Here is a 21,049-nt window from a genome sequence, read left to right as displayed (position 1 = left end):
GAAAGCCTACCCCGAACCGCCAGCGGATTCCGAACCGGTGGGCGCAGGCTCCTCGTCGCTGCGGATGTCGATGCGCCACCCGGTCAGCCGGGCCGCGAGCCGGGCGTTCTGGCCCTCCTTGCCGATCGCGAGCGACAGCTGGAAGTCAGGGACCACGACGCGCGCCGACCTGGCATCGGCGGAGACCACCTCCACGCTGCTCACCTGCGCCGGGGAGAGCGCGTTGGCGACCAGCTGAGCGGGATCGTCGGACCAGTCGATGATGTCGATCTTCTCGCCGTGCAGCTCGGCCATCACGTTGCGCACGCGTTGTCCCATCGGCCCGATGCACGCTCCCTTGGCATTCACGCCTGGCACCGCCGAACGCACCGCGATCTTGGTGCGGTGGCCGGCCTCCCGGGCGATCGCGGCGATCTCGACCGTGCCGTCGGCGATCTCGGGGACCTCCAGGGCGAACAGCTTCTTGACCAGGTTGGGGTGGGATCGAGACAGGGTGATCTGCGGCCCGCGCAGACCCTTCCGCACGCTCACCACCAGGCACTTGATCCGGGTCCCGTGGTCATAGGACTCACCGACCACCCGCTCGCCCAGCGGCAGCAGTGCCTCGAGCTTGCCCAGGTCGACCAGCACGTCGTCGGGGTTGCGGCCCTGCTGGATGACGCCGGAGATGATGTCGCCCTCCTTGCCGGAGAACTCGCCGTACTTGATCTCGTCCTCGGCGTCCCGGAGCCGCTGCAGCATGATCTGCTTGGCGGTGGTGGCCGCGATCCGGCCGAAGCCCTCCGGCGTGTCGTCGTACTCCCCGATCTTGGTGCCCTCGTCGTCCAGCTCCGCAGCCAGCACGGTGACGTGCCCGGTCTTGCGGTTGAGCTCCACCCTGGCGTCGTCCTTCGCGCCGGGCGACTTGTGGTACGCCGTCAGCAGCGCCTGCTCGATGGCCTCCACCAAGATGTCGAAGGAGATGCCCTTCTCGCGCTCCAGCATCCGCAGGATGCTCAGGTCGATGTCCATCAGGAGACCTCCTCGCGGCGGTTGAACTCGATCTGCACGATGGCCTTCTCGACGTCGTCGTAGTCGACCACTCTCGGTGCTCCCCCGACCTCGACCGTCGCCGAGGCCTCCCCGGTCGGGCCTACCCTTCCGGTGAGCGTCTCGCCTCCGGCCAGCGAGATCCGCACCAGGCGGCCCTCGTTGCGGCGCCAGTGCCGCGGCAGGGTGAGCGGACGGTCCACGCCGGGCGAGGTCACCTCGAGGGTGTACGGCGCGTCGCCCATCACGTCGGTGGCGTCGAGGGCGTCCGAGGCGACCCGGGAGGCAGCCACGAGATCCTGGTCGCGGACGCCGCCGTCCTGGTCGACGGCCACCCGGAGCAGCCGGCGTCGACCCGCAGAGGACAGCTCGACGGTCTCGACATCCAGTCCGAGAGCTGCCAGCGGATCCGTCAGCGTCTCGAAGATCCGAGCCCGGACCGGGTCATGACCGGCCCGGCTGTCCGTAGGGCTCATCGCGATGGACCTCCTGTGCTGTTGTCGGACCCAACGATAGCGGCTCGTCTCGGAGAGCCGCTGCCACGGCGGGTAGGGTCGCGGCCATGCTCGTGGCAGGGTCGGATCCGCGGCGACCGCTGCTGTCGCGTCGCACTGTGATCAGACTGGGCGCGCTCTCGACCACGGTCCTGTTGGTCGGTTGCGATGCGGCGGGTCGCAACCCCTCAGAGCCGGGGACGACATCGCCCTCCTCGGCCGGCTCGATCGCCGGGACTGCGACGAGCAGCCCCGACCGGCTGACGTTGCTCGCCCTGGCGGAAGAGACGGCGAGCCTGCGAGCGCAGCTCGGTGAGTTGGCCCGCCGACGGGCAGAGACACGACGCTCGAGCCGGGCACTGCGACGCACCCACGACGCGCAGCTCGCCGCGCTCCAGCAACTGACCGGAACGACCGCATCGCCCACACCCTCACCCCGCTCCCCCGGCTGGCAGCGACTCCTGGCAGCGGAACACGACCACTTCCACCGGTTGGCCTCCGCAGCCGACGAGATCGAGGACGGTCCCGTGGCCTGGCCGATCGCCAGCATGGCGGCTGGCCAAGCGATCGCCTGGGAGACAGCCGCGGGGAAGACCACCACCCCTGTCGACACTGGACCCCCCGCCGCCGACCAGGACGCCCTCCAGGAGGTGCTGGCTGCCGAGCACGCGGCGATCTACGTCTATGGCGTCCTCGGGGGGCGGACGTCCCAGGCCGGCCAGCCGGCCCTCTTCGAGGAGCTCCTGGCGGGCTATCTCGTCCACCGGGGGCGTCGCGACGCGCTGACCCAGATGCTCCGCAGCCAGGGCGCCGACCCCGTGGCGGCCGAGCCGGCGTACGACGTCGCCGGGCCTCCGTCGACGCCCGCTCAGGTCCGCGCCGGTGCGGCGGCGCTCGAGGAGGCCGCCGCCCAGCAGTACGCCGCCCTCGTGGCCGCCGCTCCGGCCGGCTCCCGCTCGTGGGCTGTCGCCGCCCTGGTAGATGCCGCTCGTCGCGCCGTGGCCTTCGGCGACGCCCCTACGCCGTTCCCCGGAGCTCCCGAACTCGGCTGACTCGCCGGCGCCCCCATCGGGGCTGACCGGTGGCTCCGCGGCCGTCGGTCGGCTTGCTGGCCCCGAAATGCACAGCGGCCCGCGGACTTGGCTTCCGGGGAAGTCCCGAGATCCCCCCCGGTGGAGCCAAGACCGCGGACCGATGTGCTGGGATTGTCAGCCGATCCCGAGGTTTCCTCCGACCCGAGCTCTTCGGCCGCCTCTGTGCACGATTCTGCAACGTCTTGGGCAAACTGCCAGTCAAACGGCACTTCACAATGTGGCGTTGCATGAAGTTGCAACATGTGATCCGCTCCGAAGACAGCGAGCGGATCGCAATGATTCGTCGCCGCACCGGGGCCCGGAGCAGCTCGATCGAGGGCCCAGACGATCAAGGGTTTCCGGCTCTCGACATCGCGTTGGCCACGGAATCCTGCATGAAAACGCCCGATGTGCGCGGAATCCGCCGCTTCTGGCCCGACTCGCCACGCCGCCAAGAACCACCGATGCCACCCCCCGCACGTCCACGACAAGCACCCTCAGGGGTCATACATGGCCACCAGCATCACCGAGGGCGCGACGACCAAGCCACTTTGCTGGTATAGACCGCGGCCGCCTTCAGCCGCGCACGAGGGTGGTCAGATGGGCCGCAGCGTCCGCGACAGGGACGTCGATCCGGTCCCCAGTGGCGCGGTCCTTGACCTCCACCACCCCGTCGATGAGCTTGCGGCCGACGACCACGATGGTCGGCACCCCGATCAACTCGGCGTCCTTGAACTTCACGCCGGGCGAGACCTTGGCACGGTCGTCGTACAGCACCGCCACACCTGCCGCGGACAACTGCTCGGCCAGGGCGGCAGCCGCCTCGAAGACCGCTTCGTCCTTGCCGGTGGCAACCAGATGGACGTCGGCAGGCGCCACCTCGCGTGGCCAGCACAGGCCGAGGTCGTCGAGTGTGTTCTCGGCGATGGCCGCCACCGCGCGGGACGGACCAATGCCATAGGAGCCCATCGTCACGGTGACAAGCTTGCCGTTCTCGTCGAGAACCTGCAGGCCCAGCGCATCGGCGTACTTGCGACCGAGCTGGAAGATGTGGCCCATCTCGATCCCGCGTGCAGCGTGCAGCGTGCCACCCTCCTGACCGGGACCCCCGCAGCGTGGACAGGGGTCGCCCTCGAACACCTCGGCGGCCTCGATGGTGCCGTCCGGGGTGAAGTCGCGGCCGACCACCAGGTCGAGCACGTGTCGACCGGGCTCGTTGGCGCCGGTGACCCAGGCAGTGCCCTCGACGACCCGGGGATCGACCACGAAGCGGATCCCGGTGCTGCCGTCGAGGCCGAGCGCTCCAGGCCCGATGTAGCCCTTGACCAGGGTAGGGAACTGCCTCATGTCCTCGTCGGTCATCGGTTCGACCTCGATCGGCTCGAGCTGTCCGCCGAGGCGTCTGAGGTCGACCTCGCGGTCGCCCGGCACGCCGATCGCGAGCGGCTCTCGGGTGCCGTCGGGGTGCTTGAGCACGAGGAGGACGTTCTTGAGGGTGTCGGCCGCCGCCCAGGCGCGATCGGCGCGTGGGTGGGCGGCGTCGAGATGGTCGACCAGGGTCTGGATGGTCGGCGTGTCCGGGGTGTCCTCGACGTGCGCGGCGACCGCGTCGTCGAAGGCGAGCGCGGCCGGCGGCTGCACCTCGACCGCCTCGACGTTGGCCGCATAGTCGCACCGCGAGCAGCTGACGTAGGTGTCCTCCCCCACGTCGGCGCGGGCAAGGAACTCCTCCGACTTCGAGCCGCCCATGGCACCGGAGGTCGCCTTGACGATGACGTACTCGAAGCCGAGGCGGTCGAAGATCCGGATGTAGGCCTCCCGGTGGGCGGCGTACGACGCGTCCAGTCCGGCATCGTCGATGTCGAAGGAGTAGGAGTCCTTCATCACGAACTCACGCCCGCGCAGCAGCCCGGCGCGGGGCCGAGGCTCGTCGCGATACTTCGTCTGGATCTGATAGATCCACAGCGGGAGGTCCTTGTAGGAGGAGTACAGGTCCTTGACCGCGAGGGTGAACATCTCCTCGTGGGTAGGCCCGAGCAGGTAGTCGGCCTCCTTGCGGTCCTTGAGGCGGAAGATGCCGTCGCCGTACTCCGTCCAGCGGCCGGTCGCCTCGTAGGGCTCCTTGGGCAGCAGCGCCGGGAAGAGCATCTCCTGCGCGCCGATGGCGTCCATCTCGTTGCGGATGATCTGCTCGATCCGACGCAGCACCCGAAGGCCCAACGGCAGCCAGCTGTAGATGCCCGGCGCGGCGCGCCGGATGTAGCCCGCGCGGACCAGCAGCCGGTGGCTGGGCACCTCGGCATCGGCTGGGTCGTCGCGCAGGGTGCGCACGAACAACGTGGACATGCGAAGGATCATCGGGCTCCCCTGGAGTCGGTCACTGCCGGTGACGAGGTTACTGGTGGTCAGAACCCAGATGCGACGGGGTTATCGGGCACGGGATCAGAACATCACCGTGGTGAACCGCGCGGTCTCGACGAAGCCGACCCGCTCGTAGGCGCGGCGCGCAGCCTCGTTGAAGTCGTTGACGTAGAGCGAGACGACCGGTGCGATGTCGCGACGCACCGCCCGCACCACCGCAGCCATCCCACGGGTGGCCAGGCCTTCTCCCCGCCGGTCCGGCGGCACCCAGACGCCCTGCACCTGCGCGGCAGCCGGCGTCACGCAGGCGACCTCGGCCTTGAAGACGACACGACCCTCTTCGAAGCGCGCAAACGACCAGCCTCGGCTGATCAGCTGCCGCACCCGGGTCCGATAGAGATCGGCTCCGCCGTTGATCTCCGGAGAGACGCCGACCTCCTCGGTGTACATGGCGACACACGCGGGATAGACGGCGTCGAGGTGGGCCGTCGTCGAGGCGATCACCGCTGGATCGGGGTCGATGTCCGGCGAGCGCTGGATGACCAGATGGGGCTGGCCGCGCCGGATCTCGCGGGGCCGGATCCAGCGGTGGCTCACCGCTTGCCAGAATGCCTCGACCGGCTCCTCCGGCCCCACGATGGTCGTGGTCAACCGACCCAGCTTGAGCAACCTCGCCGCAAACGCCTCCGCATCTTGCGGGGTGCACTGGACCGGCACCAGGTTGGCGCCGACGTGGCAAGCAGCGGTCAGCTCGCCGTCGCTGAATCTGCCCCACATCTCTCCGCCCAGCCAGCGCGGCTCCAGGTTGGTAGTGCGGGCGCGATAGTCGGCGAACACGTTGACGACCGGGTCCTGCTCTGCCAGCCGGAGAAAGGCGGGGAGGTCCGCCCGTCCCAGGGTCCGGAGCTGTTGGCGGGAGGTGAGCATGGGCCGGGCCGACGAGTCAGGAGACCGAGACGCTCGGCTCGGCACCGTCGATGGGCTCCATGTCCTCGGCGATCCGCATCGCCTCTTCGATCAGTGTCTCGACGATCTGAGACTCCGGGACGGTCTTGATGACCTCTCCCTTGACGAAGATCTGGCCCTTGCCGTTGCCCGACGCCACCCCGAGGTCGGCCTCACGAGCCTCTCCCGGACCGTTCACGACGCAGCCCATGACGGCGACCCGGAGCGGGACCTCCATCCCTTCCAGGCCGGCGGTGACCTGGTCGGCGAGCTTGTAGACGTCGACCTGGGCCCGCCCGCACGACGGGCAGGAGACGATCTCGAGCCTGCGCGGCCGAAGGTTGAGCGACTCCAGGATCTGCAGACCGACCTTGACCTCCTCGACCGGAGGCGCCGACAGGGAGACCCGGATGGTGTCGCCGATCCCCTTCGACAGCAGCGCACCGAAGGCCACGCCGGACTTGATGGTCCCTTGGAAGGCAGGACCGGCCTCGGTCACGCCGAGGTGAAGCGGCCAGTCGCCGCGCTCGGCGAGCATCTCGTAGGCCCGCACCATGACGACCGGGTCGTTGTGCTTGACCGAGATCTTGAAGTCGTGGAAGTCGTGCTCCTCGAAGAGGCCGGCCTCCCACACCGCCGACTCGACCAGCGCCTCCGGGGTGGCCTTGCCGTACTTCTCCAGCAAACGCTTGTCGAGACTGCCGGCGTTGACGCCGATCCGCAGGGAGGTGCCGCGGTCCTTGGCCGCCTGCGCGATCTCCTTGACCTGGTCGTCGAACCGTTTGATGTTGCCGGGGTTGACGCGTACGGCGGCGCAGCCCGCGTCGATCGCCGCGAAGACGTACTTGGGCTGGAAGTGGATGTCCGCGATCACCGGGATCTGAGAGTGCTGCGCGATCTCTGGCAGTGCCTCGGCGTCGTCGGCACTCGGACAGGCCACTCGGACGATGTCGCAACCAGCGGCGGTGAGCTCCGCGATCTGTTGCAGGGTGCTGTTGACGTCCGCAGTCAGCGTCGTCGTCATCGACTGGACCGAGATGGGGAAGTCGCTGCCGACGCCGACCTTGCCCACCTGGATCTGCCGCGTCGGGCGGCGAGGGGCAAGGACCGGGGGCGGGAGGGCAGGCATGCCCAGTCCGATGGACGTCATGACGTCCAGACTACTGGCGATGCCGGGCGCAACAGTCGCTGCTTCCGGTCGCTATCTCGCGGTGGGGAAGTGGAAGCTCGCCTCACTGGCCTGCGCCACCTGCGGCCACCGGGTGGTGACCACCTTGGCCCGGGTGTAGAACGAGACGCCCTCGGGGCCGTGGACGTGCTTGTCACCGAAGAGCGAGTCCTTCCAGCCGCCGAAGGAGTAGAACGCCATCGGGACCGGCACCGGCACGTTGATCCCGATCATGCCGACGTGCACGCCCCGCTGGAAGCGACGTGCGTGCTCACCGGAGGAGGTGAAGATCGCGGTGCCGTTGCCGTAGGGGTTGGCGTTGACGAGAGCGATCGCCTCGTCCACGTCGTCGGTCCGGACCACGCTGAGCACCGGACCGAAGATCTCTTGCTGGTAGACGTCCATCTCGGTCTGCACCTGGTCGATGACGGTCGGGCCGACCCAGAATCCGTCCTCGTGGCCGGCGACGGTGAAGCCGCGGCCGTCGACCGCGACGGTTGCGCCCTGCTGCTCGCCGGTGTCGATCAGTCCGAGGATGCGCTCTTGTGCCTGCTTGGTGACGACCGGACCCATCTCGGCGCCCGCGGAGCGACCCGGGCCGACCTTGACGGCGCGAGCGCGCTCACCGACCGCCTCGACGACACGGTCGGCAGCCGCTCCGACGGCGACGGCCGCGGAGATCGCCATGCATCGCTCCCCCGCGGAGCCGAAGGCGGCGGCCGCCAGGTGGTCCGCCGCGAAGTCGACATCGGCGTCCGGCAGCACGATGGCGTGGTTCTTGGCCCCACCGAGAGCCTGCACCCGCTTGCCGGCCGCGCTGGCCCGCTCGTGGATGTAGCGGGCGATCGGCGTCGAGCCGACGAAGGAGACGGCAGCGACCCTGGGCGAGTCCAAGATGGCGTCGACGGCCTCCTTGTCACCGTGCACCACGTTGAAGACGCCGTCCGGCAGTCCGGCCTGCTGCCAGAGCTCGGCCAAGATGACCGCCGCCGAGGGGTCACGCTCACTGGGCTTGAGGACGAAGGTGTTCCCGCAGGCGATCGCGACGGGGAACATCCACATCGGCACCATCGCCGGGAAGTTGAACGGGGTGATGCCGGCGACCACACCGAGTGGCTCTCGGAACGAGAAGGTGTCGACGCCGGTCGAGACCTGGTCGGAGTAGTCGCCCTTGAGCAGGTGCGGGATCCCGCAGGCGAACTCGACCACCTCAAGGCCGCGCTGGACCTCCCCCTTGGCATCGCTGAGCACCTTGCCGTGCTCGTCGGTGATCGCCTCGGCCAGTCGGTCCGCGTTGGCGTTGACCAGTTCACGGAAGGCGAACAGCACCTTGGCTCGGGCGCTGAGCGACGTCTGCGACCAGGCCGGGAAGGCATCCCACGCGGCTCCGATGGCCGCGTCCACATCGGCGGTGGACGCGAGCAGGACCTCGGCCTGAACTGCGCCGGTAGCGGGGTTGAAGACTTCGGCGATCCGAGCGGATCCACCGGAGGACGGCGCCCCGGCGATCCAGTGCTGGACAGTTCTCACGACGTGCCTCCCGGCGTGGCTGGTGGGTCTCGGCTCACGATAGCGGCACACGCTGGAACTACTGAATCGGTGTCAATCCCTCACACAAACCGACGATATGCACAGTCCCAACCGCCTCGATATGGCATAACCAGCAGTGGGGCTCGATCATCACGTCACATGCAAGGGCCGGACGATGTCGGCCACGATCAGCACGACCCCCATCACCAGGAGCATCGCGCCCACGACGTAGGCGACCGGCAGCAGTTTCGCGACGTCGACATAGCCGGGATCGGGCAGCCCGCGGAGTCGGTAGAGGCTGCGGCGCAACGCCTCCCAGAGCGCACCGGCGATGTGGCCACCGTCCAGCGGAAGCAGCGGGATCAGGTTGAACATGCCGACGAAGAAGTTGAATCCACCGACCAGCGCCACCAGCATCGCCGCCTTGTCGGACAGAGCGATGTTGTCCGACGCGGTGACCTCACCAGCGATCCGGCCGCCGCCCACGATGCTGACCGGGCTGTCGACCGCACGCTTCTCCACCCCCGCGATCGACAAGGCGACGTGCCACACCTTCACCGGGAGTCGGACCAGAGCATGGACCGTGTCGACGGTCATCGAGCCCATCTGCTGAGCCGTGTAGATCGGCCCACCGGTGACTTGATGTGCCGTGGCGACCACGCCGAGGAAGCCGACGTCGACGAGCTTGCTGTCCGCATCCTCGGGTGAGGCCGGCAGCGCGGTGACCGTGGTGTCGGTGTGGATGGTCAACTCCTCGCCATCGCGCAGGATGGTCAGCGTCACCTTCCCGTCCTTGATCGCCCGGATCTGCTCGGTGGCCTTCTCCCAAGAGGTGACGGGGACGCCGTCGACCGCCAGGAAGCGGTCGCCCACCTCGATCCCGGCCTTCTTGGCTGGCGTGACCTCGTCGTCGGGGGTGCAGGTGCGACCGCTCTCGGCGTACGGCACGACGCAGCCAAGCACCTCGCTCACCACCGGCTCGGTCTTGCTGTCCATCGGGTTGCCGTAGGTCGCGTAGAGGCCCCAGAACAGGCCGAACGCGATGACCAGGTTCATCGTCGGCCCACCGGCCATCACGATGACCTTCTTCCACCAGGGCAGGCGGTAGAAGAGCCGGGGCTCGTCCTCGGGCGAGATCAGCTCCCACTCTGCCGCCCGGGCGTCCGAGATCAACTGGGTGAACAGCCCGGTGCTAGAGCCACGGACGGTGACCACCTTGTTGCCGTCGGCGTCCACCTCGACCTGCGGCGGTCCCTCCGGGCCCGGTGGCAGCATCCCGACGATCTTGACGTAGCCCCCGAGCGGGACGGCCTTGACGCCGTACTCAGTCTCGCCGACCCGCTTGCTCCAGACCGTGCGCCCGAACCCGATGAAGTACTGCGGCACCTTGCACCCGAAGCGCCGCGCCGGGACCATGTGGCCGATCTCGTGCAACCCGATCGAGGCGAGGATCGCGACGAAGAAGCCGACCAAGCCGACGGCGTACCACAGAGCAGTCATCAGAGCCGGACTACTTCCTCAAGATCAGCCGGGCGGCCTCGGCTCGGGCCCAGGTGTCCGCCGCAAGAACGTCGTCCACGGTGAGTCCCTGCGGAGTCAAGGGTACGTCGTGCTCGGCCAGCACGGCCGCGATCGTGGGCACGATGTCGACGAAGCGCATCCGACCGTCGAGGAACTCGCGCACGCAGACCTCGTTGGCAGCGTTGTAGACCGCTGGCGCGGTGACACCGCGCTCCCCCGCCTCACGGGCCAGTGCGACCGCCGGGAAGGCGTCGTCGTCGAGAGGGAAGAACTCCCACGTCACCGGCTCGGTCCAGTCCATCGGCAGTCCCGCGTCCGGCACCCGCTCGGGCCAGCTGAGTCCGAGCGCGATCGGGATCATCATCGTCGGTGGGCTCGCCTGAGCGAGGATGGAGCCGTCGGTGAACTCGACCATCGAGTGCACCACCGAGGTCGGATGGACCACCACCTCGATGCGGTCGAAGGGCAGCCCGAAGAGCAGGTGCGCCTCGATCACCTCGAGACCCTTGTTGACCAGGGTCGCCGAGCTCACCGTGATCACCGGGCCCATGCTCCAGGTCGGGTGCGCGAGCGCCTGGGCCGGGGTGACGTCGACCAGCTGCTCGGCGGTGCGCCCCCGGAACGGCCCACCCGATGCTGTCAACACCAGGCGCCGGACCTCGCTGTCCCCGGCGCCACGGAGGCACTGCGCGATCGCCGAGTGCTCGGAGTCGACGGGCACGATCTGGCCCGGCGCGGCCAATCGGGTCACCAGCGGGCCGCCGATGATCAAGGACTCCTTGTTGGCCAGCGCCAACGTGTTGCCGGCCTCCAGCGCCGCGAGAGTGGGGCGCAGCCCGACCGCCCCAGTGATGGCGTTGAGGACGACGTCGCACTCCATCCCGGCCGCAGCCACCGACTCCTGCTCACCCAGTCCGCTCCGCGTGGGGTCGAACTCGGCGACCTGCTTGTCGAAGAGCTCCTCGTTGCTTCCTCCCGCCGTCAGCCCCACCACTCGGAAGCGATCGGGGTTGAGCCGGATCAGGTCGAGTGCCTGGGTGCCGACCGACCCGGTCGAGCCGAGGATGACCACGTCTCGTCGTCCCATGGCCTCATCCTGACACCGCACCGCCCTCCTCGGGGCGCAACACGGGGCGGAGTCGGTCGAGCACGGCCTCGTCCTCGATGGTCGAGGGGACCGGGCTGTCCTTGCCGTCTGCGATCTCGCGCATCGTCTTGCGCAGGATCTTGCCGGAGCGGGTCTTGGGCAGCCCGCCGACGACGGTGACCTCGCGAAACGACGCCACCGCGCCGATCTCCTCGCGGACCATCCGCACCAGGTCGGCCCGGATCTCCTCGGGATCGGCCTCCACCCCCGCCTTGAGGACCACGAACCCGCGGGGCAGCTGGCCCTTGAGGCTGTCGGCGACGCCGATGACCGCGCATTCGGCCACGGCAGGGTGTTGAGCGATCACCGCCTCCATCCCACCCGTGGACAGGCGGTGGCCGGCGACGTTGATGACGTCGTCGGTCCGCCCCATCACGTAGAGGTAGCCGTCGGCGTCCAGGTAGCCACCGTCACCGGAGAGGTAGTGGCCCGGGAAGGCCGAGAGGTACGACGACACGTAGCGGTCGTCGTCTCCCCACAGCGTCGGCAGCGTGCCGGGCGGCAACGGCAGCCGCAGGCAGATCGCGCCCTCGGTCTCCGCTCCGACCGGGTCGCCGTGCTCGTCGAGGATGGCCACGGCATAGCCAGGGACCGGCACCGAGGGCGAGCCGGGCTTGATCGGCATCGGCTCGAGGCCGCGCAGGTTGGCCGCGATCGGCCATCCAGTCTCGGTCTGCCACCAGTTGTCGATGACCGGGACATCGAGCCTGCCGGTGGCCCACGCATAGGTGTCGGGGTCCAACCGCTCGCCGGCGAGGAACAAGGTGGCGAGCCCGGCGAGGTCATACCCGCTGAGCAGTCTCCCGTCGGGATCTTCCTTCTTGATGGCCCGGATCGCTGTGGGCGCGGTGAACAGCGCCTTCACTCCATGCTCGGCGATCACTCGCCAGAACGTCCCGGCGTCCGGTGTGCCGACGGGCTTGCCTTCGAACAGCACGGTGGTGGCGCCACAGATCAGCGGGGCGTAGACGATGTAGGAGTGGCCGACCACCCAGCCGACGTCCGAGGCGGCCCACCAGACATCGCCCGCGCCGCAGCCGTAGATGTTCGGCAGCGACCACGCCATCGCCACGGCGTGGCCGCCGTTGTCGCGCACGATCCCCTTGGGCTTGCCCGTGGTGCCAGAGGTGTAGAGCACATACAGCGGGTCGGTGGCCGCCACCTCGACGCACTCGGCCGGGTCCGCTCGACCCACCCGCATGGCGTCGTCCCAGTCGACGTCGCGGCCCTCGACCATCGACGCCGGCACCTGTGGCCGCTGCTTGACCACGACGGCGGCGGGCTGGTGCTCGGCCAGTTCGAGAGCCTTGTCGACATAGGGCTTGTACTCGATCGTGCGGCCCGGCTCGATCCCGCAGCTCGCTGTGACCAGCACGCTCGGCTCGGCATCGTCGATGCGCACCGCCAGCTCGTGGGGAGCGAAGCCGCCGAACACGACCGAGTGCACGGCGCCGATCCGCGCACAGGCGAGCATCGCGACGACGGCTTCGGGGATCATCGGCAGGTAGATCACCACGCGGTCACCTCGAGCCACCCCCAGCTGGCGCAAGGCGCCCGCGAAGGCCGCCACGTCCGCGAGCAGCTCCGCGTAGGTGTATCGCGTCTGCACGCCGGTCACGGCGGAGTCGTAGATCAACGCGGTCCGGTCCGCCGCTCCCTTGGCGACATGCCGGTCCAAGGCGTTGTAGCAAGTGTTCAGAGTCGCGCCGGGGAACCATCGGTAGAACGGCGGCCTGCTGTCATCGAGGATCTGCTCAGGCCGCTTGATCCAGTCCACCAGGCGCGCGGCCTCGGCCCAGAAGCCTTCGGGATCGGCGAGGGAGCGGTCGTACGTCGCGCGGTAGCTGCCCATGGTGGCTACCTTGCCGCTACGACGCCGCTCCGTCCACCACGTGGCAGTGTGATGCTCGTCCGGTCGTCTGGGGGAGCGCTGATCAATAGTGCGATTGCGAGCGTCGCGAGGCGAGCGGTTTCGGTTGCCCAAACGGGAGCCCACGGTGGTATCGCGCCGTGCCTGGCCCTAGGCTCGGCCCCATGATCGAAGCACCCCTCGGCGGCCCCTCGCTTCCCCAGCAGCGCCGCCTCGTCACCGACATCCCCGGCCCGGAGTCACAGGCCCGACTCGCCCGCAAGAAGCAGTACGTCGCCGACGGCGTCGCGGCCGGGCTGCCCGTCTTCATCGTCGCCGGTGGTGGCGGCGTCCTAGTCGACGCCGACGGTAACTCGCTGATCGACATGGGCTCGGGCATCGCGGTGACGACGGTCGGAAACGCCGCGACCGCGGTGGCCGAGCGGGTGAGCGACCAGGTGCACCGGTTCACGCATACCTGTTTCATGGTCACGCCGTACGACGGCTACGTCGACGTGGCCGAGGCGCTGGCCGAGGTGACCCCCGGCGACCACGCGAAGAAGTCGGCGCTGTTCAACTCGGGTGCGGAGGCGGTCGAGAACGCCGTCAAGATCGCCCGGGTGCACACCAAGCGCGACGCCGTGGCGGTCTTCGATCACGCCTACCACGGCCGCACCAACCTGACCATGGCGATGACGGCGAAGAACATGCCCTACAAGCAGGGCTTCGGACCATTCGCGTCCGAGGTCTACCGGGCGCCGATGTCCTACCCCTTCCGAGAGACCGCTGGCGTCAAGGGCGAGGACGCCGCTCGCCGCGCCATCGACGTGCTCGACAAGCAGGTCGGCGCGGACAACCTGGCGTGCCTGGTGATCGAGCCGATCCTCGGCGAGGGCGGCTTCGTCGTGCCGGCGGAGGGCTTCTTGCCCGTGCTCGCGGCCTGGTGCCGAGACAACGGGATCGTCTTCATCGCCGACGAGATCCAGTCCGGCTTCTGCCGCACCGGCGAGTGGTTCGCCGTGGATCACGAGGGGGTCGTCCCCGACCTGATCACCACGGCGAAGGGCATCGCCGGCGGCCTGCCGCTGGCTGCGGTGACCGGCCGCGTGGAGATCATGGATGCCGTCCACCCCGGTGGCCTGGGTGGCACCTACGGCGGCAACCCGATCGCCTGCGCGGCAGCGCTCGGCGCCATCGAGACGATGAGGGGCCAGGACCTGCCCGCCCGAGCCAGGGCACTGGAGTCGATCATGCGTTCGCGATTGGAGCAGATCCAGGCCGCCCACCCCGTCATCGGCGACATTCGTGGCCGCGGGGCGATGATGGCCATCGAGCTCGCCGAGCCCGGGACCATCACTCCCGATGCCGCGCGCGCCGCTGCCGTCAACGCCTACTGCCACTCCCAGGGCGTGGTGACGCTGACCTGCGGCACCTGGGGCAACGTCTTCCGCTTCCTGCCGTCCCTGGCCATGCCCGACGAACTCCTCGGCGAGGCGATGGACGTGGTCGCGGCAGCCTTCGACGCCACCGCCTGAGCTTCCCGGACCGTCGACGGCGCGGGCTGTGGTGGCCCAGACCAATCTGCCGCGGTGCTGTAGTGGCTGAGGACCCGGTACGGGGGCCGCTTTGCCACCACAAGACCGCGGCAGATCGGCGACCACAGGCGACCAGCAACCCGGCAGCGGGCCGAGACCACCGCGAGGCTCGCCCGGCGCGCCGGCCGCGGTCAGGCCCGGTCCATCTCCCGTTTGCCCCACGGGGCGCCGTACTCGGTGAGCAGGTCGAGGAAGGGCACGGCGTCGAAGGCCTCGGGACCGAGGACGCCGACACCCGTCCACACTCGGCGCGACACGAGCTCCAGCGCCACGACCGGGTTGACCGCGGTCTGCCAGACCACGCACTGGTGGCCGTACTCCGCCATCGACCACTCGTTGTCGATCACCTGGTAGTAGTACGTCGACCGCGGTGCGCCGTCCTTGCCGGTGCCGGTCACCCAGAGTCCCGCGCAGGTCTTGCCCGTCATCCGCGGGCCGAGCTCGGCAGGATGGGGCAGGCAGGCGGCCACCACGTCTCGCGGCGAGACCTCGACACCACCGACCGTGACCTTCTCGGTCCGGTCCAACCCGAGTTTGTGGAGCACCTTGAGCACCTCGATGAACTCGTCACCGAGGCCGTACTTGAAGGTGGCCCGCTTGCAGTCCACCCACCGAGGCATGAGGAGGACCTCCTCGTGCTCGACGTTGACGCACTCGACCGGACCGATGCCCTCGGGGAAGTCGAAGACCTCGGGCTCGCTGAACGCGGGCGTGGTGAACCAGCGACCAGGGCCGTCGCCGTCCCGCTCCCAGATCACCGGCGGGTTGAGACACTCCTCGATGGTGGTCCAGATCGAGAACGACGGCGCGAAGTCGTAGCCCTCCACCGACAGGTTGGCGCCGTCACGGGTGCCCAGTTCGTCGATCTCGGCGAAGTCGTGGTCTGCCGCATAACGCGCGAAGACATCGGACAGCCCGGGCTCGACGCCGATGCCCACCAACGCCAGCCGGCCGGCGTCGGCCCAGGCACCCGCCTTCGCGAACTGTTCATCGCCGAGCTTGACGCCACACTCGGAGTACGGCGCGGTGGGGTGCGGCGCGGACAGCGACATCGCCATGTCGAGGTAGTCGGCGCCAGCCTCCAGGGCGCCGTCGAAGATCGGCATCACGAAGCGCGGGTCCACCGCGTTCATCACATGGGTGATGTCGTGCTCACGGCACAGTGCGACGACGGAGTCCGCGGACGAGGCGTCCACCCGTGCGGCGGAGAACCGTGCGTCGATCGACGCGGCGGCCTCTGCTCGCTCGAGGTCATAGTCGGCGACCACGAGAGCGTCGTAGAAGTCACGACGCGCAGCGATCGCTGCGAACGCAGCACCCACACCCCCGGCGCCGATCACCAAGATGCGCATGGCCTACTCCCCGATGTAGGACATCACGTGCTTGACGCGCGTGTAGTCCTCCAGGCCGTACATCGACAGGTCCTTGCCGTAGCCGGAGTGCTTGAAGCCTCCGTGCGGCATCTCCGAGACGAACGGGATGTGGGTGTTGATCCACACCACGCCGAAGTCCAACTTGCGCGACATCCGCAGCGCCCGGGCATGATCGCCGGTCCACACGCTGGACGCCAAGCCGTACTGCACGCCGTTGGCCCAGCGCAGTGCCTCGGCCTCGTCGGTGAACTTCTGCACGGTCATCACCGGGCCGAAGATCTCGGTCTGGATCTGCTCGTCGTCTTGGTGCAGCCCGGACAGCACGGTGGGCTCGTAGAAGTAGCCCCGGTCGCCCTTGCGCACACCGCCGGTCTGGACACTGGCATGGTCGGGCAGCCGATCCACCATGCCGGCGACCCGGTCGAACTGCGCCTGGTTGTTGAGCGGTCCGAAGTAGGTGTCCTCGTCGTCGGGTGCGCCGGTGGGCAGCTCCTTGGCGGCCTCGGTGAGCGCGGCGACGAACTCGTCGTGGATGCCAGGCCCGGCCAGGACGCGAGTCGCGGCAGTGCAGTCCTGTCCGGCGTTGAACAGGCCCGCCCCGGCAATGCCCTCGGCAGCCCGCTCCAGGTCGGCGTCGTCGAAGACGATCACTGGCGCCTTGCCGCCGAGCTCGAGGTGGACCCGCTTGAGATCCGCGGAGGCCGCTTCGGCGACCTGCATGCCGGCTCGCACCGACCCGGTGATCGCCACCATCTGCGGGGTCTTGTGCGCGACCAGCGCACGACCGGTGTCCCGGTCGCCACAGACGACGTTGAGCACACCCGGGGGCAGGAACTCCTGGCACAGCTCGGCCAGCATGACCGAGCTCGCCGGCGTGGTGTCACTGGGCTTGAGCACGATGGTGTTGCCGGCAGCCAGCGCGGGCGCGATCTTCCAGATCATCATCATCAGCGGGTAGTTCCAGGGGGTGACCTGACCGACGACACCGATCGGCTCGCGCCGGATCCACGACGTGTGGTCGGGCAGATACTCCCCCGCCGAACGGCCCTCGAGGAGCCGCGCCGCACCCGCGAAGAAGCGGAAGTGATCGGAGGCGTAGGGCATCTCCTCCGACATGGTCAGCGCCACTGGCTTGCCGGTGTCCTTGCACTCGACCGCATTGATCTCCTCGATCCGCGCCTCGATCGCCTCGGCGATCTTGAGCAGCGCCCGCTGCCGGTCCCGAGGAACCAAGTCGGCCCAGCCTTCGAACGCTGCGTCCGCCGCCTGGTAGGCCCGGTCGACGTCCTCGGCACCGGACATCGCCGCCTGTGCGTAGACCTCGCCCGTCACCGGGTCGACGACGTCGTAGGTCTCACCGGAGACAGCGTCGACGACCTCACCGTTGATGAGGTTCCGGAACACCTTGTCCGCCATGCCTGGCCCTCCTGCTCCCTGTTGTCTGTCCCTGCTTCTTCGCACGCTCCCAGCGAGCGGCCCGTGCCGGCTCTAGTGTGGCCGATCTAGTGGACTTGCTGCCCGGCCACCCAGGTAGCGCGCACCTGGGTCGCGCCGATCTCGCCGGTAGGCCCGGCGAACGGGTCCCGGTCGAACACGACCAGGTCAGCCACTGCACCGGGACGGATCACTCCGGCGTCGTCGCGGTGGCACACCCGGGCCGAGCCTGCGGTGTAGGCCGAGAAGGCGACCTCCAGCGGCAGGGCCTGCTCAGGCAGCAGCGGCCGCTCGCCGCCGACGCCGGACACGCCGTACGCCGTCCTGTTCACCGCCACGTGGATCGCCTCGAGCGGCTGGGGCGGGGACACCGGCCAGTCGCTGCCCATCGCGAGGGGGGCACCCACCCGGTGCAGATCGCCGAACGGGTATTGCCAGGCCGCCCGCTCCTCACCGAGGAACGGGATCGTCAGCTCGACCATCTGGTCGTCGTAGCAGGCCCACAGCGCCTGCATGTTGGCGGCCACGCCAAGCTGTGCGAAGCGTGGGACGTCGTCGGGGTGGACGACCTGGAGGTGGGCGATGTGATGCCGGAGGTCACCAGGCCCGCGATCGCGGGCACCCTCGAACGCGTCGAGTGCCTCCCGGACACCGCGGTCGCCGATCGCATGCACGTGCACCTGGAATCCCGCATCCGCGAGGGCGGCGACCCCCTCCCGCAGTGCGCCAGCCTCGACGAAGGAGTGCCCGCTGTTGCTGGTCGCGTGGCCACACCTGTCGAGGTACGGCGTCTCGAGCGCCGCGGTGTGGTTCTCCAAGACGCCGTCCTGCATGATCTTGACCGTCGTCGCCCGCAACGCGCCGACGGCGTACTTCTCGCGGCGCTCGATCAGGCCGGGCAGCTGCTCGACGCCTTGATCACGCTCCCACCACAACGCGCCGACGACCTGGCTCACCAGGGCACCGCTGCGCGCGGCACGAAGGTAGGCCTGGGACGGATCGGTGATGCCGGCGTAGTCGCCCAGGATGGCGTCCTGCCACCCGGTGACGCCGACCGAGTGCAGGTAGGTCTGGGCCGCCATCAGCGCACGGTCATACTCCTCGTCAGTGGTCGGCGGAACCAACCGTCCGACCAGCTCCATCGCTCCCTCGTGCAGGGTGCCGGTCGGACGACCGTCGGCGTCCCGCTCGGCGTACCCGTCCGACGGGTCGGGCGTGCGCGCGTCGACGCCGGCGAGCTCGAGCGCCCGAGAGTTCACCCACGCCCCGTGGTGGTCTCTGTTGGGGAAGAACACCGGACGGTCGGACACGACCTGGTCCAGCTCAGCTGCCGTGGGTGTGCCACCGGGGAACTCGGCCATCGACCAACCCCCGCCGAGGATCCACTCCGCATCCGGGTGCTCGGCCGCGTAAGTCCGGATCACCTCCAGATAGCCCTCGCGGCTGGAGGCCTGGGTCAGGTCGCATCGGATCCGCTCCAGCCCACCCTGGCCGGCATGGATGTGCGAGTCGATGAAGCCGGGAGCCAGCAGACCGCCGTCGAGGTCGACCACGTCGATCGGGCCGGCGGCTGCCTCGCGCACGGTCGCCTCGGCGTCCCCTTCCGTGTCGGTCGCGACCGCAACGATCCGCCCACCCTCGACCAGGACGGCACCGCGGCCGCGGTGCTGGTGCCCGTCGAAGATCGTGCCGCCGCGGTAGAGGGTGGCCATGGCTTCCTCCCGAAGAGTCATGGGAGATTCCTATCAGGCCAGCGATAGCGCCGTCACGCAACGAAATCCGCAACACAGCCCGGACGCTGCCACGGATTCACTTGCTGCCCGCGGTTCGACCGGGCAGGATGGTGACACCTGCGACGAAGAGGCGATATCCATGGACACCGACCACATGCTCGATGCGGTCGAGCGCGACCGGCTGCAAACTGCGGCCCGCGACCATCTCTGGCTCCATTTCTCCCGGCACTCGGTCTACGAAGAGGGCGAGATGCCCATCATCGTGCGCGGCGAGGGTGCCTACATCTGGGACGCGGAGGGGCGTCGCTACCTCGACGGGCTCGCCGGACTCTTCGTCAACCAGCTCGGGCACGGCCGCACCGACCTCGCCGAGGCCGCCGCGGCGCAAGCCAGCACGCTGGCCTTCCATCCGCTGTGGTCCTACGCGCACCCGACGGCGATCGAGTTGGCGGAGAAGCTGGCGTCGTACGCTCCCGGCGACCTCAACCGGGTCTTCTTCACCACCGGTGGTGGCGAGGCGGTGGAGTCGGCCTGGAAGCTCGCCAAGCACTACTTCAAGCTCACCGGCCAGCCGACCAAGCACAAGGTGATCAGCCGCTCGATCGCCTACCACGGCACCCCCCAGGGCGCGTTGTCCATCACCGGCATCCCGGAGATGAAAGCGCCGTTCGAGCCGCTCGTGCCCTCGACGTTCCGCGTGCCCAACACCAACTTCTACCGCGCCCCCGAGCACGGCGATGATCTAGAGGCCTTCGGCCGCTGGGCCGCCGACCGGGTCGCCGAGGTGATCGAGTTCGAGGGCCCCGCCACCGTGGCCGCGATCTTCCTCGAGCCGGTGCAGAACTCCGGTGGCTGCTTCCCGCCGCCGCCCGGCTACTTCCGGCGGATCCGCGAGATCTGTGACGAGTACGACGTGTTGATGGTCTCCGACGAGGTGATCTGCGCCTACGGCCGGCTTGGCCACATGTTCGGCGCCGAGCGCTACGGCTACCAGCCCGACATCATCACCAGCGCCAAGGGCCTCACCTCCGGCTACTCCCCCCTCGGCGCGATGATCGCCTCCGACCGACTGATGGAGCCGTTCCGCCAGGGCCACAACTCCTTCCTGCACGGCTACACCTTCGGCGGCCACCCGGTGTCGACGGCGGTCGGCCTGAAGAACCTGCAGATCTTCGAGGACGAGAAGATCAACGAGCACGTGCGTGCCAACGAGACCGCCTTCCGCAACACCCTGGAGAAACTGCTGGACCTGCCCATCGTCGGCGACGTCCGCGGCGACGGCTACTTCTACGGCATCGAGCTCGTCAAGGACAAGGCCACCAAGACGACCTTCGACGACGACGAGTCCGAGCGGTTGCTTCGAGGCTTCTTGTCCAAGGCGCTCTACGACGCCGGGCTCTACTGCCGCGCCGACGACCGGGGCGACCCGGTGATCCAGCTCGCTCCCCCGCTGATCTGCGACCAGGAGCACTTCGACGAGATGGAGCAGATCCTGCGCGCTGTCCTCGACAAAGCCTCGACGATGCTCTGATCGGCCGCTGACGGAGCGGCCGGCTCGGGGCCGTTCCGGATCGCCGTGCTCGGGTTCTGGTCGCTGTCCGGGTTGCTGGTGGTCTGGGGTGCTGGCCGACGGGGCGGCGACCGGGACAGCGGTGCTGGGCTTCTGACCGTTGTCCGGGTTGCTGGTCGGCTGTGGTCACTCCTGTCGCTGCTTTCACAAGGTATCTGGATGGGCCTGCACTTCTCATTGCGTGTTCGCCGTGAGAGGTGACGCTTCATCCACTTACCTTGATGAAG

General features: G+C 68.9%; 15 protein-coding genes. 3 read left to right on the top strand and 12 right to left on the bottom strand.

The features are described 5' to 3' along the window. Positions 1-6 precede the first annotated feature (6 nt). Both nusA and rimP read right to left on the bottom strand, forming a co-directional pair. Positions 7-1,011 carry a transcription termination factor NusA gene (nusA, locus tag QM714_RS01620; protein WP_415096965.1) on the bottom strand — a complete coding sequence of 335 codons (1,005 nt, stop codon included), beginning with the start codon at positions 1,009-1,011 and terminating at the stop codon, positions 7-9. Then, the gene (gene rimP / locus QM714_RS01615; protein ID WP_415096963.1) at positions 1,011-1,505 is read right to left on the bottom strand and encodes a ribosome maturation factor RimP; all 495 of its coding nucleotides are present in this window, start codon (positions 1,503-1,505) and stop codon (positions 1,011-1,013) included. Before rimP ends, nusA begins: the two co-directional genes overlap by 1 nt. 86 nt (positions 1,506-1,591) lie before the next feature. Between rimP and QM714_RS01610 the strand changes: the two genes are divergently transcribed. Then, the gene (locus QM714_RS01610; RefSeq protein WP_415096961.1) at positions 1,592-2,575 is read left to right on the top strand and encodes a ferritin-like domain-containing protein; all 984 of its coding nucleotides are present in this window, start codon (positions 1,592-1,594) and stop codon (positions 2,573-2,575) included. Between the two features lie 597 nt (positions 2,576-3,172). Here QM714_RS01610 and QM714_RS01605 read toward each other — a convergent pair. From QM714_RS01605 to QM714_RS01575, 7 genes are all read right to left on the bottom strand, one after another. Next, the gene (locus QM714_RS01605) at positions 3,173-4,954 is read right to left on the bottom strand and encodes a proline--tRNA ligase (protein WP_415096959.1); all 1,782 of its coding nucleotides are present in this window, start codon (positions 4,952-4,954) and stop codon (positions 3,173-3,175) included. An 84-nt stretch (positions 4,955-5,038) separates the two neighbouring features. Continuing rightward, positions 5,039-5,884 (bottom strand): GNAT family N-acetyltransferase, encoded by an 846-nt coding sequence (locus QM714_RS01600; protein ID WP_415096957.1) that lies wholly within the window; start codon positions 5,882-5,884, stop codon positions 5,039-5,041. A gap of 16 nt (positions 5,885-5,900) precedes the next feature. Continuing rightward, positions 5,901-7,052 (bottom strand): flavodoxin-dependent (E)-4-hydroxy-3-methylbut-2-enyl-diphosphate synthase, encoded by a 1,152-nt coding sequence (ispG, locus tag QM714_RS01595; protein WP_415096955.1) that lies wholly within the window; start codon positions 7,050-7,052, stop codon positions 5,901-5,903. Positions 7,053-7,103: 51 nt separating this feature from the next. After that, positions 7,104-8,600 carry a CoA-acylating methylmalonate-semialdehyde dehydrogenase gene (locus QM714_RS01590; protein WP_415096953.1) on the bottom strand — a complete coding sequence of 499 codons (1,497 nt, stop codon included), beginning with the start codon at positions 8,598-8,600 and terminating at the stop codon, positions 7,104-7,106. 150 nt (positions 8,601-8,750) lie between these two features. Beyond that, a complete protein-coding gene (locus QM714_RS01585) occupies positions 8,751-10,100 on the bottom strand; it encodes a M50 family metallopeptidase (protein ID WP_415096951.1) in 1,350 nt (449 codons plus the stop codon). Between the two features lie 10 nt (positions 10,101-10,110). Then, positions 10,111-11,208: a 1-deoxy-D-xylulose-5-phosphate reductoisomerase gene (gene dxr / locus QM714_RS01580; protein ID WP_415096949.1), complete on the bottom strand. Its 1,098-nt coding sequence runs from the start codon at positions 11,206-11,208 to the stop codon at positions 10,111-10,113. Positions 11,209-11,212: 4 nt separating this feature from the next. After that, on the bottom strand, positions 11,213-13,120 hold the full coding sequence (locus QM714_RS01575) for a propionyl-CoA synthetase (RefSeq protein ID WP_415096947.1): 1,908 nt from the start codon (positions 13,118-13,120) through the stop codon (positions 11,213-11,215). A 182-nt stretch (positions 13,121-13,302) separates the two neighbouring features. Here QM714_RS01575 and gabT point away from each other — a divergent pair, with 182 nt between their 5' ends. After that, the gene (gene gabT, locus QM714_RS01570; RefSeq protein ID WP_415096945.1) at positions 13,303-14,652 is read left to right on the top strand and encodes a 4-aminobutyrate--2-oxoglutarate transaminase; all 1,350 of its coding nucleotides are present in this window, start codon (positions 13,303-13,305) and stop codon (positions 14,650-14,652) included. Between the two features lie 191 nt (positions 14,653-14,843). Here the strand turns inward: gabT and QM714_RS01565 are convergent, their stop codons facing one another. The 3 genes from QM714_RS01565 to QM714_RS01555 form a co-directional block, all read right to left on the bottom strand. Then, on the bottom strand, positions 14,844-16,064 hold the full coding sequence (locus tag QM714_RS01565) for a saccharopine dehydrogenase family protein (RefSeq protein WP_415096943.1): 1,221 nt from the start codon (positions 16,062-16,064) through the stop codon (positions 14,844-14,846). A 3-nt stretch (positions 16,065-16,067) separates the two neighbouring features. Beyond that, positions 16,068-17,501 carry a gamma-aminobutyraldehyde dehydrogenase gene (locus tag QM714_RS01560; protein ID WP_415096941.1) on the bottom strand — a complete coding sequence of 478 codons (1,434 nt, stop codon included), beginning with the start codon at positions 17,499-17,501 and terminating at the stop codon, positions 16,068-16,070. A gap of 86 nt (positions 17,502-17,587) precedes the next feature. Next, a complete protein-coding gene (locus QM714_RS01555; RefSeq protein ID WP_415096939.1) occupies positions 17,588-19,252 on the bottom strand; it encodes an amidohydrolase in 1,665 nt (554 codons plus the stop codon). 139 nt (positions 19,253-19,391) lie between these two features. Between QM714_RS01555 and QM714_RS01550 the strand changes: the two genes are divergently transcribed. Further along, positions 19,392-20,783, top strand: a complete 1,392-nt coding sequence (locus QM714_RS01550; RefSeq protein ID WP_415096937.1) for an aspartate aminotransferase family protein — start codon at positions 19,392-19,394, stop codon at positions 20,781-20,783. Positions 20,784-21,049 lie beyond the last annotated feature (266 nt).

Origin of the sequence: Nocardioides sp. (genome assembly GCF_047602075.1) — a bacterium.
Taxonomy (GTDB): Bacteria; Actinomycetota; Actinomycetes; order Propionibacteriales; family Nocardioidaceae; genus Nocardioides.
Note: the sequence above shows the minus strand (reverse complement) of the source record. Positions and strands in the feature narration are given on the sequence as shown.

What these genes read in the sequence shown, in the direction of transcription:
- QM714_RS01585 (WP_415096951.1), bottom strand. Translation starts at nt 10,100, where the DNA reads ATGACTGCTCTGTGGTACGCCGTCGGCTTGGTCGGCTTCTTCGTCGCG.
- QM714_RS01555 (WP_415096939.1), bottom strand. Translation starts at nt 19,252, where the DNA reads ATGACTCTTCGGGAGGAAGCCATGGCCACCCTCTACCGCGGCGGCACG.
- dxr (WP_415096949.1), bottom strand. Translation starts at nt 11,208, where the DNA reads ATGGGACGACGAGACGTGGTCATCCTCGGCTCGACCGGGTCGGTCGGC.
- nusA (WP_415096965.1), bottom strand. Translation starts at nt 1,011, where the DNA reads ATGGACATCGACCTGAGCATCCTGCGGATGCTGGAGCGCGAGAAGGGC.
- QM714_RS01560 (WP_415096941.1), bottom strand. Translation starts at nt 17,501, where the DNA reads ATGGCGGACAAGGTGTTCCGGAACCTCATCAACGGTGAGGTCGTCGAC.
- QM714_RS01550 (WP_415096937.1), top strand. Translation starts at nt 19,392, where the DNA reads ATGGACACCGACCACATGCTCGATGCGGTCGAGCGCGACCGGCTGCAA.
- rimP (WP_415096963.1), bottom strand. Translation starts at nt 1,505, where the DNA reads ATGAGCCCTACGGACAGCCGGGCCGGTCATGACCCGGTCCGGGCTCGG.
- QM714_RS01605 (WP_415096959.1), bottom strand. Translation starts at nt 4,954, where the DNA reads ATGATCCTTCGCATGTCCACGTTGTTCGTGCGCACCCTGCGCGACGAC.
- QM714_RS01600 (WP_415096957.1), bottom strand. Translation starts at nt 5,884, where the DNA reads ATGCTCACCTCCCGCCAACAGCTCCGGACCCTGGGACGGGCGGACCTC.
- gabT (WP_415096945.1), top strand. Translation starts at nt 13,303, where the DNA reads ATGATCGAAGCACCCCTCGGCGGCCCCTCGCTTCCCCAGCAGCGCCGC.
- QM714_RS01610 (WP_415096961.1), top strand. Translation starts at nt 1,592, where the DNA reads ATGCTCGTGGCAGGGTCGGATCCGCGGCGACCGCTGCTGTCGCGTCGC.
- ispG (WP_415096955.1), bottom strand. Translation starts at nt 7,052, where the DNA reads ATGACGTCCATCGGACTGGGCATGCCTGCCCTCCCGCCCCCGGTCCTT.
- QM714_RS01575 (WP_415096947.1), bottom strand. Translation starts at nt 13,120, where the DNA reads ATGGGCAGCTACCGCGCGACGTACGACCGCTCCCTCGCCGATCCCGAA.
- QM714_RS01565 (WP_415096943.1), bottom strand. Translation starts at nt 16,064, where the DNA reads ATGCGCATCTTGGTGATCGGCGCCGGGGGTGTGGGTGCTGCGTTCGCA.